The 12660-nt window shown below is 70.6% G+C and carries 14 protein-coding genes; 8 read left to right on the forward strand and 6 right to left on the reverse strand.

Features of this window, described 5'->3' with window-relative positions; translation table 11 throughout:
* Positions 1-10: 10 nt before the first annotated feature.
* Positions 11-667, forward strand: a complete 657-nt coding sequence (locus ACZ4TR_RS02295; RefSeq protein WP_364510517.1) for a TrmH family RNA methyltransferase — start codon at positions 11-13, stop codon at positions 665-667.
* On the opposite strand, the gene ACZ4TR_RS02300 is transcribed toward ACZ4TR_RS02295, so the two are convergent.
* The 3 genes from ACZ4TR_RS02300 to ACZ4TR_RS02310 form a co-directional block, all read right to left on the reverse strand.
* A complete protein-coding gene (locus tag ACZ4TR_RS02300) occupies positions 668-1354 on the reverse strand; it encodes a cellulase family glycosylhydrolase (RefSeq protein ID WP_465285414.1) in 687 nt (228 codons plus the stop codon).
* Positions 1306-1647, reverse strand: a complete 342-nt coding sequence (locus ACZ4TR_RS02305; RefSeq protein WP_465285415.1) for a hypothetical protein — start codon at positions 1645-1647, stop codon at positions 1306-1308. The genes ACZ4TR_RS02300 and ACZ4TR_RS02305 overlap by 49 nt, the downstream gene beginning before the upstream one ends.
* 82 nt (positions 1648-1729) lie before the next feature.
* Positions 1730-3865, reverse strand: a complete 2136-nt coding sequence (locus ACZ4TR_RS02310; RefSeq protein WP_465285416.1) for a molybdopterin-dependent oxidoreductase — start codon at positions 3863-3865, stop codon at positions 1730-1732.
* A gap of 71 nt (positions 3866-3936) precedes the next feature.
* Here ACZ4TR_RS02310 and ACZ4TR_RS02315 point away from each other — a divergent pair, with 71 nt between their 5' ends.
* Complete coding sequence (locus tag ACZ4TR_RS02315; RefSeq protein ID WP_465285417.1) at positions 3937-4965, forward strand: glycoside hydrolase family 76 protein; 1029 nt, start codon at positions 3937-3939, stop codon at positions 4963-4965.
* Here ACZ4TR_RS02315 and ACZ4TR_RS02320 read toward each other — a convergent pair.
* From ACZ4TR_RS02320 to ACZ4TR_RS02330, 3 genes are all read right to left on the reverse strand, one after another.
* Positions 4930-5451: a GNAT family N-acetyltransferase gene (locus ACZ4TR_RS02320; protein WP_465285418.1), complete on the reverse strand. Its 522-nt coding sequence runs from the start codon at positions 5449-5451 to the stop codon at positions 4930-4932. The genes ACZ4TR_RS02315 and ACZ4TR_RS02320 overlap by 36 nt on opposite strands.
* Before the next feature lie 33 nt (positions 5452-5484).
* On the reverse strand, positions 5485-6351 hold the full coding sequence (locus ACZ4TR_RS02325; RefSeq protein ID WP_364510532.1) for a LacI family DNA-binding transcriptional regulator: 867 nt from the start codon (positions 6349-6351) through the stop codon (positions 5485-5487).
* Between the two features lie 69 nt (positions 6352-6420).
* A complete protein-coding gene (locus tag ACZ4TR_RS02330; protein WP_465285419.1) occupies positions 6421-7458 on the reverse strand; it encodes a LacI family DNA-binding transcriptional regulator in 1038 nt (345 codons plus the stop codon).
* Between the two features lie 121 nt (positions 7459-7579).
* On the opposite strand from ACZ4TR_RS02330, the gene ACZ4TR_RS02335 reads away from it, so the two are divergent.
* Genes ACZ4TR_RS02335 through ACZ4TR_RS02360 form a run of 6 tightly spaced genes read left to right on the forward strand, consistent with a single transcriptional unit; the run spans position 7580 to position 12632 of the window.
* A complete protein-coding gene (locus ACZ4TR_RS02335) occupies positions 7580-8596 on the forward strand; it encodes a substrate-binding domain-containing protein (protein WP_364510537.1) in 1017 nt (338 codons plus the stop codon).
* Positions 8593-9594: an ABC transporter permease gene (locus ACZ4TR_RS02340; RefSeq protein ID WP_364510539.1), complete on the forward strand. Its 1002-nt coding sequence runs from the start codon at positions 8593-8595 to the stop codon at positions 9592-9594. Before ACZ4TR_RS02335 ends, ACZ4TR_RS02340 begins: the two co-directional genes overlap by 4 nt.
* Positions 9591-10400 carry an ATP-binding cassette domain-containing protein gene (locus ACZ4TR_RS02345; RefSeq protein ID WP_465285420.1) on the forward strand — a complete coding sequence of 270 codons (810 nt, stop codon included), beginning with the start codon at positions 9591-9593 and terminating at the stop codon, positions 10398-10400. Before ACZ4TR_RS02340 ends, ACZ4TR_RS02345 begins: the two co-directional genes overlap by 4 nt.
* Entirely contained in the window at positions 10397-11257 is an 861-nt protein-coding gene (locus ACZ4TR_RS02350; protein ID WP_465285421.1) for a PfkB family carbohydrate kinase, read from the forward strand. The genes ACZ4TR_RS02345 and ACZ4TR_RS02350 overlap by 4 nt, the downstream gene beginning before the upstream one ends.
* Entirely contained in the window at positions 11254-11889 is a 636-nt protein-coding gene (locus tag ACZ4TR_RS02355; RefSeq protein ID WP_465285422.1) for a nucleoside/nucleotide kinase family protein, read from the forward strand. Before ACZ4TR_RS02350 ends, ACZ4TR_RS02355 begins: the two co-directional genes overlap by 4 nt.
* A 2-nt stretch (positions 11890-11891) precedes the next feature.
* On the forward strand, positions 11892-12632 hold the full coding sequence (locus ACZ4TR_RS02360) for an SDR family oxidoreductase (RefSeq protein WP_465285423.1): 741 nt from the start codon (positions 11892-11894) through the stop codon (positions 12630-12632).
* The last annotated feature ends 28 nt before the right edge of the window (positions 12633-12660 follow it).

A 12660-nucleotide genomic window follows, 5' to 3' on the forward strand; every position in this document is an offset into this window, starting at 1 on the left:
CAATCGGGCGGTGAGCACTTCCCCCGACGCCGGACCCACCGAGTGGGTGAGCCGCGAAGAGGTCGGCGTCGGCCCGTGGCCGGGTGACTGGCCGACGGACGAGCGGTACGACCCCGACCTGCTGCGCGACGGCGACCGCCGCAACGTCGTCGACGCCTACCGCTACTGGCGCCGCGAGGCGATCGTGTCCGATGTGGACCGGCGGCGGCACCCGTTCCACGTCGCGATCGAGAACTTCCAGCACGACCACAACATCGGCACGGTGGTCCGCACGGCGAACGCCTTCGCGGCGGCGGAGGTCCACATCGTCGGCCGCCGCCGCTGGAACCGCCGCGGCGCGATGGTGACCGACCGCTACCAGCACCTCCGGCACCACGACGACGTCTCCGGGCTGGTTTCGTTCGCCGCCGAGCAGGGGCTGGCGGTCGTCGCGGTCGACAACACGCCGGGGTCCGAGCCGGTGGAAACGGCTTCGCTGCCGCGTTCGTGCGTGCTCGTGTTCGGCCAGGAGGGGCCGGGGTTGTCCGCGGGCACGCAGGAAGCGGCGTCGCTGGTGGTGTCGATCGCCCAGTTCGGGACGACGCGGTCGATCAACGCGGGCGTCGCGGCGGGGATCGTCATGCACGCCTGGGTCCGGCAGCACGCCGACCTGTCGACGGCCTGGTGACTACAGCCCCCATCCCCAGCGCAGCTGCACCACGCCCGACGCGTTGTTGGTCGCCAAGCCGCTGCCGCTCTGCCGCGTGATCGAGTAGGTGTCGCCCGAGCGCAGGCCGGGCCAGTAGATGACGCCCATCTGCCGTGACCGCGCCAAATCGGTGGTGGCGGCGAAGTACGCCGTGAAGTTGTTGCCGTCCTGGTGCCCGGCGGAGTAGTCGAGTCCCGTCGTCATCGGAGCGCCGGCCTCGTCGATGACGGTGCGCGAGGAGTACGAGCCGAGCCGGTTGCTCAGGTTGGCCGTCCACGCCGAACGGGTCGTGTCCGAGGCCCAGAAGCCGTAGAAGTGCAGCGACAGCAGCGTGCCGGTCAACGCGCTCGCCGCCCCGACGCCGGTGACGTTGTCGTTGTAGCCGGTGCCGCTGATCAGCACCCGGCCCCGCGGGATGCCGGAATGGCGGGACAGCCAGGCCGAGCAGAGCGAAACCCAGCTGGTGAGGCTGTAGCCGAACGGCTCGTTCATCGGCTCGAAGTAGACGTTGCCGTTGCCGCCGTAGTCGCTCGTGACCTTGTCCCACATGGTGTTCCACGCGGTGGTGTCGTCGACGAAGCCGTCCTTGTTCGCTTCCCAGTACCCGAAGATGACCTTCATGCCGTGGGCCAGCGCCGAGTCCGCGCGCCCTTGTACCGCGCCCACCAGTCGGAGTTCACGCTCTGCGGGTTGACCGGCAACCGCACAGTGTTCGCGCCCAGCTGCTGCTGGAAACCGGCGATGATGCCGTCGGCCTTGGTGCGGACGGCGTCGTAGCTGTCCCCGGCGGTGAGCCCGGTCGGGATGACCCAGCCGTCCACGTAGTTGTCGCGCGCGTCGGCCCAGTTGACGCCGCGGAAGGCGTTGGTGGCGGCGGAAGCGGGCTGGGGAATCGTGAGCAGAGGTGCGGTGAGGACCGCGATCAAGGTGGCACGCAGACAGCGACGGAAGCGGGTCATGCGAACTCCGATGTCCGATGATCGATGTTTACGTCAACATGCTGCGCCGAGAATCCTCTCGGTCGGCGTCGGATGTCAAGCGTCAGGCCGGCGCGACGGCGACCGGGATGCCGTTCAGCACCGAGGTCCCGGACGGCACGTCGAGCAGCGTCTCGTCGGCGACCAGGTTCGAGTTGACGCCGGGGTGCGCGTGCGCCACGCGGGTTCGCGAGCCGTCGACGTCGTGGCCCCAGCCGTGCGGGATGCTGACCACGCCCGGCCGGATCTCGTCGGACACCTCGACCGGAACCTCCAGCTTGCCGGCGCGCGAGGTCACCGACGCCAGCGAGCCGTCGGCGAGGCCGAGGCGCGTCGCGTCGGCGGGGTGGACCAGGATCGTGCAGCGGTTTCCGCCGCGGACCAGCGGTGCGAGGTTGTGCATCCACGAGTTGTTCGAGCTCAGGTGGCGCCGGCCGATCAGCACGAGGCCCTCCTCGAGCGGGCGGTCCAGCTCGGCACGCAGCCGCGGGACGTCGGCGACGACCGGCTCCGGCGCCAGCTCGATCCGGCCGGACGCGGTGCACAGCACCTCGGGGATCCGCGGCTTGAGCGGCCCGAAGTCCATCCCGTGCGGCGCGGCTTCGAGGTCGGCCAGCGTGACGTCGTACGGACCGGCGCGCAGCAGCAGGTCGATCAGCCGCGCGGGGCCGGTGCGATCGTGGGCGACCTCGAGCTTGGCGCGGCGTGCGACATCGGCGGCGACGAAGTCGTCGAGCGCCGCGACGTCCGCTTCGGGGCCCTGACCGGTGACGATGCCGGTGAGCCGCAGCATCGTCTCCCACTCCTGCGGCAGCTTCGACGGCAGCGTCGCCGGTGTCCAGTTGGCGACGTTGCGCACCGAGAGCTGGTAGAAGGCCAGGTCGAAGTGCGGCCGTTCGAGCGGTGACGGGCCGGGCAGGATGACGTCGGCCTGTCGCGACGTCTCGTTCAGGTAGACGTCGACGGAGATCATGAAGTCGAGCTTCTTCAGTGCTTCGCTCAGGCGCCCGGCGTTCGGCGTGCTGAGGCACGGGTTGCCGCTGACCGTGATCAGCGCGCGGACCTGGCCGTCGCCCGGCGTTTCGATCTCGTCGGCCAGCGTCGCGACCGGCAGCTCGCCGACGACCTCGGGGTAGTCGCGCACGCGGCTGTGCCAGCGTCCGACGGCGAACGGCCGCCGGTTCCCGGTCGGCTGGCACGCGGCCAGCGGGAACATCGCGCCACCCGGCTCGTCGAGGTTGCCGGTGAGCACGTTGAGGACGTCGACCAGCCAGCTCGCGACCGTGCCGAACGTCTGCGTCGTCGTGCCGATCCGGCCGTAGACGACGGATTTCTCCGTCGCCAGCTCGAGTGCCATCCGGCGGATCTCGGCGGCGTCGATCCCGGTCCGCGGGGCGACGGTCTCGGGCGTGAAGGGCTGCGCCAGCTCGCGGACTTCGTCGAGACCATTGAGGTGGGCTTCGAGTCGTTTGGGCTGGACGCGGTTTTCCTCGAACAGGACGTTGACCAGGGCGAACAGCAGCAGTGCGTCGGTGCCGGGCCGGATGGCGTGGTGTTCGTCGGCGAACTGCGCGGTGCGCGTGCGGCGCGGGTCGACGACGACGATCTTGCCGCCGCGCTCGCGAATCCCGCGCAGCCGGCCGCGGATGTCCGGCGCGGTCATCAGGCTGCCGTTCGAGACGAGCGGGTTGGCGCCGAGGATCAGCAGGTGCCGCGTGCGGTCGAGGTCGGGCACGGGGATGGCGAGCGGGTCGCCGAACATGGTGCCGGCGGAGTAGTGCTTCGGCATCTGGTCGACCGACGTCGCACTGTAGAAGTTCTTGGTGCCCAAGGCTTTGTAGAGCACGCGGCCGTAGAGGGTGAGCGCGATGTTGTGCACGCCGGGGTTGCCCGCGTACACCGCGACGGCGTCCCGGCCGTGCTCCTCGAGGATCGGCGGGAGGCGGCGGTCGATCTCGTCGTAGGCCTCCTGCCAGCTGACCTCGACGAACTCGCCGTCGCGCTTGAGCAGCGGCGCGGTCAGCCGGTCGGGGTCGTGGTGCAGCGCGCCGAGCGAGGCGCCCTTCGGGCAGATGTAGCCCTTCGAGAAGACGTCGTTCTCGTCGCCCTGCACGCGCGTGACCTGCTGGTTTGCGTCGAGCGTGACCTCCAGCCCGCAGGTCGCCTCGCACAGGGGGCAGGTGACGTGTGCCGTGGTCATGAGTACCTCGCAGGCCGTCGGATTCTTCAACATACCGAGCGGTATGTCGATGGGCAAGGCAGGATTGCGCCATGGACGTCTCGGCAGCCGAACGCGCGGTGACGGTCCGGCACCTGCGGCGGGTGTGGGGGCTGCCCGGGACGGTGCTGGGCCGCAGCCGCTGGCCGGCTTCGCTCGATCAGCGGGTGCAGTGGCACTGGAACTACTGGTGGCAGGCCCACCTGCTGGACACGCTGGTCGACGCTCAGCTGCGGTCGCCCACTGCAGCGCGCCTGGCCTTGATCCGGTCCTTCGTGCGTTCGGTGCGGCTGCGCAACTTCGGCCGCTGGACCAACGACTACTACGACGACATCGCGTGGCTCGGCCTTGCCCTGCAACGGGTTTCGTCGCTGGGTATCGACGTCGGCCCTGCGGTGGCGGCGATCGACACGCAGCTGCTCTCGGGCTGGACGTCCGCGGCGGGCGGCGGCATCCGGTGGCGCCGCGGCGACGACTTCAAGAACGCCCCGGCCAACGGCCCGGCGGCGATCTTCCACGCGCGGTCGGGGAATCTGCCGCGTGCTCGCGCGATGACGGACTGGCTGACGTCCACTTTGGTCGATCCTTCGTCGGGCTTGGTCTGGGACGGGATTCGCGCGGACACGGGCGAGCTGGTCAAGCACATTTACACGTACTGCCAAGGCGTTTACCTCGGTGCGTGCCTGGAACTGTCCTTAGTGGATGAAGCGGCGCGCACGGTCCGGGCGGTGGCTGAGCAGTGCGCCCCGGGTGGCGTGATCCGCGGCCAAGGCGGCGGCGACGGCGGGTTGTTCGGCGCGATCTTGGCGCGTTACCTGGCATTGGCGGCGCGAGTTCTGCCGGAGCCGGAGGCTTTGGTGGCGCGGGCGTTGGTGCTCGACTCGGCGGCGGCGTGCTGGTCCGGCGCTGCGGACGCGCCGGAGGGTCCGTTGTTCAGCGCGTACTGGGACCGCCCGGCACCTTGGCCGTTACCGGAAGACGCCCCGGAGCGCGACATGTCGGTGCAGGTGGGCGGCTGGATGCTGCTGGAGGCGGCGGCAACGCTGTCACCAGACGTCGCCGGCCCGCCAGTCGGCGGTTAGCGGCCCGTCCGGATCGAGCGGCGCCCGGCCGGGGAAGACGTAGACACCGCCGTCGTCCTCCTCGGTGCGCTGGATGCCATCCGGTGTCAGGGCAAAGGTCGGCCCGCGCCAAAGCTGCCAGCCCCGGCCGGCGTACAGCGGCGCCCCGGCCGTGGTCGCGCTCAGCGCACCGACTTCGTACCCGGGCAGCAGCTCTTCCATCGCCGCCATCAACGCACTCGCGACCCCGCGCCGCCGGTGGTCCGGGTGCACGGCCACGCCCTCGACGTACCCGGTGTTCAGCACGCGGTCGCCGTGCAGCAGCCGGCGTTGCACGAGCGAGGCGTGGCCGATCAGCTCGTCACCGTCGAAGGTGAGGGCGTGCATGCCGCCCAGGGTGTTTTCCCAGCCGGGGAGGTCGAAGTCCGTGTACGCGCCTTCGAGCAGGTCCCGGACGGCGAGGAGTTCGGATTCCGGCAGCTGGGCGGTGTGCGCGAGTCGGATCACGTGCTCATTCTTCCGCGCTTGCGCCCGGAGTGGTCAGCAACCGCAGGAGGCGCCGTGCAGGAACCTGGGCGTCAACGACACCGACTCCGGCGGCCGGTCCGGGTCCGCCATGCGAGACAGCAGCAGCTGCACCGCCCGCTGCCCGATGTCCGCCACCGGCTGGGCCAGTGTCGTCATCGCCGGGCTCACCCGGCGAGCCCACTCCATGTCGCCGTAGCCGACCACCGCCAGCTCCGAGCCGATGTGGATGCCGCGGCGGTGGGCCTCGTACTGGACGCCCACCAGCATCGACTCGTCCGCCACCACCAGGGCCGTCGGGGAGGGCCAGCCGTCCAGGAGCTTGGCCGTCGCGCGGGCCGCTCCGCCCGAGGTCGACAACCCGCACTCCACCAGCTCGCGGTTGTACCGCAGCCCCGCCTGCTCCAGCCCCAGCCGGTACCCGCGGACACGCTCGCGGCTGATGTCCAAGCTCTCGTCACCCGACACCAGGCCGATTTTGCGGTGCCGGCCCGACGTCAGGTGTTTGACCAGGGACGCCACCGCGTGCACGTTCTCCGTGCCCACCTGGTCGACGTCGTTGCGGGCGGCGACGCGATCGACCAGCACCGTCGGCACGCCCATCCGGACCAGGCCGTTGATCACCGCTTCGTCGCCGGCCGCGGGCACCAGCAGCACGCCGTCCACGAGGTCCGCCCGCAGCGCGCGGACCAGCGACGCTTCTTCGCTCACCGTGTCGCCCGTGTCGGCCAGCGTGACGTCGCACCCCGCCTGCGCCGCGGCCGCCCTGATCGAGCGCAGCAGCTCACCCGAGTAAGGGTTCGCGTGCGTACCCATCGCGACGCCGATCCGGTGGGTGACCGGGGGGTCCCACAACCGGAGCTCTGGCGAAAGTGCGGTCATTGGCCCTCGCAGACGCTCAGCCGAAAGGTATCCGCTGAGCGCGCACGCCGAGGCCTCAGGACCTCAGAATCACTGATGTGAGTGAACCGGTGGGCAGCCGCACGACTCGCGGTGACGCAGAGTGGGTGCCAGCCGGACCGTCTCGGCCTTGCGCGCGGGGTCGTTGATCCGGGCCAGCAGCAGCCGTACCGCCTGCCGGCCGATCTCCTCGATCGGCTGCGCCATCGTCGTCAGCGGCGGGTCGACCAGGTCCGCCCACTCGACGTCGTCGTAGACCACCACCGGCAGGTCACGCCCGATCTTCAGCCCGCGCCGCCGCGCCTCGTGCAGCACCCCGACCATCATGCTGTCGTTCCCGACGACCAGCGCCGTCGGCGGCTCGGGCAGCGCCATCAGTGTGCTCAACGCCAGCGAGCCACCCTCGTGCGACGAGTTTCCGCAGGCCACGAGGTCGGCCGACCACGTCAGCCCGGACCGGCCGAGGCCCAGGCGGTAGCCCAGCACGCGCTCCTCGCTCGTCGACAGCCCGGGCGTGCCGCTGATCATCCCGATCCGCCGGTGCCCGAGCGTCGCCAGGTGCGCGGTCAGCGCCGAGGTCGCCTGGATGTTCTCCGTGCCCACCTGGTCGACGTCGGTGCGGGTGGCCAGCCGGTCGATCAGCACCGTCGGCACGTCCAGCGACACCAGCTCGCCGATCACCGGGCCGTCGCCCGGGGCGGGGGTGATGAGCAGGCCGTCGACGCGCCGCGAACGCAGCGCCCGCACGGTGTCACGCTCCGTGCCCGCGGTGTCGTGCGTGTCGGCCAGCAGCACGGTGTAGCCGTGCGCGGAAGCCTCCCGCTCGATCGCCTGCATCAGCGTCGCGAAGTACGGGTTGGCCACCAGCGAGATGGCCATCCCGATCGACCGCGTCCCGCCGGTGACCAGCGAACGGGCGATCGCGTCGCCGGTGTAGCCGGTCGTCTCGATCGCCCGCAGGACCGCCGCCTTGGTGTCCTCGGCGACCGCCCGCGTCCCGTTGACGACGTGCGAGACGGTCGTGATCGAGACGCCGGCGAGCTCGGCGATGTCCCGCTGGGTCGGCCGGGATGATCTCGGCTGGGGCATGCCAATCCTTTCCGGCAAGCGTTTGCGCAAACGCTTGCGTCCACGGTGCAGTCTGTCTACCTTCCCGACCATCGGCAAGCACTCGCTCACACCGTGTCTTCCATAAAAGGGGTGGGAACCCATGAGACAGCGAAGTCTCACCGCACTCACGCTGGCCGCCGTCCTCGTCGCGACGACCGGATGCACCGTCGAACGCCACTGGGGCGGCAGCACCAACACCGGCGGCAGTGGCAAAGCGAAGGTCGGCCTGGTCACCAAGACCGACACCAACCCCTACTTCGTCGAACTGCGCAACTCCGCCAGAGCGGCCGCGCAGGCCAACGGCGCCGACTTCAACGCCCTCGCCGGCCAGTTCGACGGGGACAACGACGGCCAGGTCCGGGCCATCGAGAACCTCATGCAGCAGGGCGTCAACACCATCCTCATCACGCCCAGCTCCTCCACCGGCGTGCTCAAGGCGATCAAGGACGCGCGCGACGCAGGTGTCCTGGTCATCGCGCTCGACACCGCCACCGAACCGCCCGACGCCGTCGACGCCACCTTCGCCACCGACAACTTCGCGGCCGGCGAGCAGCAGGGCGCCTACGTCAAGGCCGCGCTCAAGGGGGTGCCGCCCAAGCTGCTCATGGTCGACGGCACCGCCGGCAGCTCGGTCGACACCCAGCGCCACGGCGGCTTCCTCAAGGGCATCGGGCTGACCGACGGCTCGCCGGAGATCAAGGGCCACACCGCGGCCAACGGCGACCAGAGCCTCGCCCAGCAGGGCATGGAGAACCTGCTGCAGCGCAGCACCGACATCAACGCCGTCTACTCGATGAACGAGCCGATGGGCCGCGGCGCGTACGCGGCGCTGAAGGCCCGCGGGCTCACCGGCCAGATCGTGATGGGCTCGATCGACGGCGGTTGCGAAGGCGTCCAGAACGTCAAGGACGGCCAGTACGCCGCGACCGTCATGCAGTTCCCCAAGAAGATGGCCGAACAGGGCGTGCTCGCGGCCGTCGAGTACGCGAAGACCGGCAAGAAGCCGACCGGGTTCGTCAACACCGGGTCCGCCGTGATCACCGACAAGCCGCTGCCCGGCATCGAAAGCCACGACACCGCGTGGGGCCTGCAGAACTGCTGGGGAGGCTCGAAATGACCACAGCCACCGTCGCTCGTCCATCCACCAAGGAACGTGAGTCGCTCGGCGAGTTCTTCCTCCGCGCCCCCGCGGTCGGCCCGGCTCTCGCGCTGATCGTCGCCATCGTGGTGTTTTCGCTGGCCACGGACACGTTCTTCGACTTGGACAACCTGTCCACGGTGGTCCAGCAGTCGCTGGTCGTGGGCACGCTCGCGCTGGGCCAGACGCTCGTCATCCTCATCGCGGGCATCGACCTGTCCAACGCGGCGTCCATGGTCGTCGCGACGCTGATCATGGCGAAGCTCGCGGCGGCCGGCACCAACGGCTTCGTCGCGCTGCTCGCCGGAGTCGTGTTGACGATCATCGTCGGCATCTTCATCGGCGGGCTCGCCACCCGGATCAAGCTGCCGGCGTTCATCATCACGCTCGGCACGTTCACCATGCTGACCGCGGTGTCGAAGCTGATCGCCGGCGGCCAGGCCGTGCCGGTGACCGACGGGCTGCTGCAGTGGCTCGGCACCAAGCGCTACCTCTTCGGCGGCATCCCGATCACCTACGGCATGACGCTGGCGCTGCTGATGTACCTCGGCGTCTGGTACGCGCTGACGAAAACCGCGTGGGGCAAGCACGTCTACGCGGTCGGCAACGCGCCGGAGTCCGCGCGGCTGTCCGGCATCAAGGTCAACCGCACGGTGCTGTCGGTGTACATCGTCGCCGGGCTGACGTTCGGTATCGCGGCGTGGCAGGCGCTCGGCCGGACGCCGAACGCCGACCCGAACCAGTTCCAGCTCGGCAACCTCGACTCGATCACCGCCGTCGTCCTCGGCGGGACGAGCCTCTTCGGCGGCCGCGGCTCGGTGCTCGGGACGCTGATGGGCGCGCTGGTCGTGGCGGTGCTGCGGTCGGGCCTCACGCAGATGAACGTCGACGGCAACTACCAGGACCTCGCCACCGGGGCCCTGCTGATCGCCGCCGTCGTGGTGGACCGGATCGCGAGGAGGCAGCAGCAGTCATGACCGAACCGATCCTGCAGGCCCGTGGCCTGGTGAAACGCTACGGCCGCGTCACCGCGATCGACGGCGCCGACTTCGACCTGCTGCCCGGCGAGGTGCTCGCCGTGGTCGGCGACAACGGCGCCGGGAAGTCGTCGCTCATCAAAACCCTGTCCGGGGCGGTGATCCCGGACGAAGGGGAGATCAAAGTGGACGGCAAGACCGTCCACTTCAAGTCCCCTTTGGACGCTCGCCACTACGGGATCGAGACGGTGTACCAGGACCTCGCCGTCGCGCCCGCGCTCGACATCGCGTCGAACATGTTCCTGGGCCGGGAAAAGCGGCTCAAGGGACCGTTCGGGCTGTTCCGCAAGCTCGACACCGCGACCATGCGGTCGGAGGCGCAGCGGATCCTCGACGAGCTGGGCATCAACATCAAGTCGATCTCCCAGCCGGTCGAGACGCTCTCCGGTGGCCAGCGCCAGGGTGTCGCCGTGGCCCGCGCGGCCGCGTTCGGCACCAAGGCCGTGATCATGGACGAGCCCACCGCCGCGCTCGGCGTCGCCGAGTCCGGCAAGGTGCTCGACCTGATCGGCCGGATCCGCGACCGCGGCCTGCCGGTGGTGCTGATCAGCCACAACATGCCGCACGTGTTCGACATCGCCGACCGTATCCACGTGCACCGCCTCGGCAAGCGCGTCGCGGTCGTCTCGCCGAAGACGCACTCGATGAACCAGGTCGTCGGCCTGCTCACGGGGGCGTTGCGGCTCAACGAGAACGGCGAGATCGAAGAGGCGGCAGCCGCGACCCACGTGGCCGGCCTGAAATGAAGGTGCTGCTGGCGGGCTTGTGCACCGTGGACGTCGTCCAGCGGGTCGAGGAGCTTCCGGCACCGGGCGAGAAGGTGCAGTCATTGCGGGTGGACGTCGCGGCCGGGGGGCCCGCGACGAACGCCGCGGTGACGGCCGCCGCGCTCGGCGCCGAGGCGACCCTGCTGACCGTCCTCGGTGTACACCCGCTGGCGGCCCTCGCCCGCGCCGACCTCGAAACCTGCGGCGTCCAGGTGGTCGACCTGGCCCCCGAACGCACCGACCCGCCTCCCGTGAGCGCGGTGTCGGTCCGCGACCGCGACGGCGAGCGCACCGTCGTCTCCCGCAACGCCCAAGACCGCACTTTCCTAGAGAAAGCTCCGTTTTTTGGGGCAGAGGAGGCTGGTGGGGCTGATGTGGTGCTGCTGGACGGGCATCTTCCGGAACTTGCGCTGGCCGTGGCGAAGGCGGCGAAAGCGCAGGGGGTGCCGGTCGTGCTCGACGCCGGGAGCTGGAAACCCGTGCTCGACGAACTCCTCCCGCTGGTCGACGTCGCCGCCTGCTCCGCCCACTTCCGGGCGCCGGAGCCGGGGCTGCACGAGCGCGGCGTCCCGACCGTCATCACCACCGCGGGGCCCGCCCCGGTGCGGTGGTCCACTGCGGACGGCGGCTCGGGTGAGGTGCCTGTCGCGGACGTGGAAGCGCGAGACACACTAGGTGCGGGAGACGTCTGGCACGGCGCGCTCGCCGTGGCCATGACGCGCGAACGGACGGTGACGGACCGGATCCGCTTCGCCAACGAGGTGGCCGCCGAACGGGTGCGGCAGGTGGGACCGCGGTCGTGGACGACCGCGATCGCAGGAAGGAACAGGACATGACGGCGTTCGACGACCTGCTGGCCCGGGCCGAGGGCCTGACCGTGCGCGGGCAGCGCAACGTGCTGGGCATCATCGGCGCGCCCGCGTCCGGCAAGACCACGCTGGCCTGGGCGCTGGCCAACGCGCTCGGTTCGCGGGCCGCGGTGGTCGGCATGGACGGCTTCCACCTCGCGCAGGTCGAGCTGCGCCGGCTGGAGCGAACCGAGCGCAAGGGCGCGCCGGACACGTTCGACGCGGCCGGCTACTTCCACATGATCAAGCGGCTCGCCGAAGGCCGCGAGACGGTGTACGCGCCGGAGTTCCGCCGCGAGATCGAGGAGCCGATCGCCGGGGCCGTCGCGGTGCCGCCGGAGGTCCAGCTGGTGATCACCGAGGGTAACTACCTTCTGTTGCCGGACGACCCGTGGAGCGGCATCCGGCCGCTGCTCACGGAGGCCTGGTTCCTCGCGCCGGACGAGCCCGAGCGGATCGAACGGCTGGTGTCGCGCCACCGCCGCTACGGCCGATCGCTGGTCGAGGCCCGGCGGCGCGCGCTCGGCTCGGACCAGCGCAACGCCGACCTCATCTCGCAGACGCGCGACCGCGCGGACCTGGTGCTCGAGAACCTGCCGCTGGCCAACTTCACGATCTGACGATGACGCTCATCGTCACCGGCGGCAGCCGGGGGATCGGCGCGGCGATCTGCGCGCTGGCGGCTCGGCGCGGGCACGACGTCGTGGTCAACTTCTCGGGCGATCCCGGGCCGGCCGAGGAGGTCGCCTCGCTGGTTCGTTCGCACGGCCGTGCCGCCATGACGGTCCGCGCGGACGTCGCGAGCGAGGACGACGTCCGCGCGCTGTTCGACGCGGCCGCCGAGCTGGGGTCGGTGAAAGCGCTGGTCAACAACGCCGCGATCGTCGGCAACACGCCCGGGCGGCTCGACTCCTACGCCGTCGAGGTCGTCCGGCGCACGCTCGACGTCAACGTCACCGGGGTGTTCCTGTGCTGCCGCGAGGCGGTCCGCCGGATGTCGACGCGGTACGGCGGCGACGGCGGCGCGATCGTCAACATCTCCTCGACGGCCGCGCGCACGGGCTCGGCCGGGGAGTGGGTGCACTACGCGGCGTCGAAGGCCGCCGTCGACACGTTGACGTTCGGGCTCGCCCAGGAGGTCGCGGGCGAGGGCGTGCGGGTCAACGCGGTCGCGCCCGGGATGATCCACACCGGCCTGCACGAAGCCGCCGGCCTGCCGGACCGGATGGCGAAGTACGCGCCGCAGATCCCGATGGGCCGCGCCGGGCAGCCGGCCGAAATCGCCGAGGCGGTGCTGTTCCTGCTGTCGCCGGCGTCGTCGTTCACCACGGGCGCGGTGCTCGACGTCGGTGGCGGCCGGTGACCGTCCGAATACCTACCGGTATACCTGA

It is taken from the genome of Amycolatopsis sp. NPDC028719, from assembly GCF_055565395.1.

Bases quoted from the DNA above. Each gene is read 5' to 3' on its own strand.
- ACZ4TR_RS02345 (WP_465285420.1), top strand. From the start codon at position 9,591: ATGACCGAACCGATCCTGCAGGCCCGTGGCCTGGTGAAACGCTACGGC.
- ACZ4TR_RS02360 (WP_465285423.1), top strand. From the start codon at position 11,892: ATGACGCTCATCGTCACCGGCGGCAGCCGGGGGATCGGCGCGGCGATC.
- ACZ4TR_RS02330 (WP_465285419.1), bottom strand. From the start codon at position 7,458: ATGCCCCAGCCGAGATCATCCCGGCCGACCCAGCGGGACATCGCCGAG.
- ACZ4TR_RS02340 (WP_364510539.1), top strand. From the start codon at position 8,593: ATGACCACAGCCACCGTCGCTCGTCCATCCACCAAGGAACGTGAGTCG.
- ACZ4TR_RS02315 (WP_465285417.1), top strand. From the start codon at position 3,937: ATGGACGTCTCGGCAGCCGAACGCGCGGTGACGGTCCGGCACCTGCGG.
- ACZ4TR_RS02355 (WP_465285422.1), top strand. From the start codon at position 11,254: ATGACGGCGTTCGACGACCTGCTGGCCCGGGCCGAGGGCCTGACCGTG.
- ACZ4TR_RS02305 (WP_465285415.1), bottom strand. From the start codon at position 1,647: ATGACCCGCTTCCGTCGCTGTCTGCGTGCCACCTTGATCGCGGTCCTC.
- ACZ4TR_RS02310 (WP_465285416.1), bottom strand. From the start codon at position 3,865: ATGACCACGGCACACGTCACCTGCCCCCTGTGCGAGGCGACCTGCGGG.
- ACZ4TR_RS02350 (WP_465285421.1), top strand. From the start codon at position 10,397: ATGAAGGTGCTGCTGGCGGGCTTGTGCACCGTGGACGTCGTCCAGCGG.
- ACZ4TR_RS02335 (WP_364510537.1), top strand. From the start codon at position 7,580: ATGAGACAGCGAAGTCTCACCGCACTCACGCTGGCCGCCGTCCTCGTC.
- ACZ4TR_RS02325 (WP_364510532.1), bottom strand. From the start codon at position 6,351: ATGACCGCACTTTCGCCAGAGCTCCGGTTGTGGGACCCCCCGGTCACC.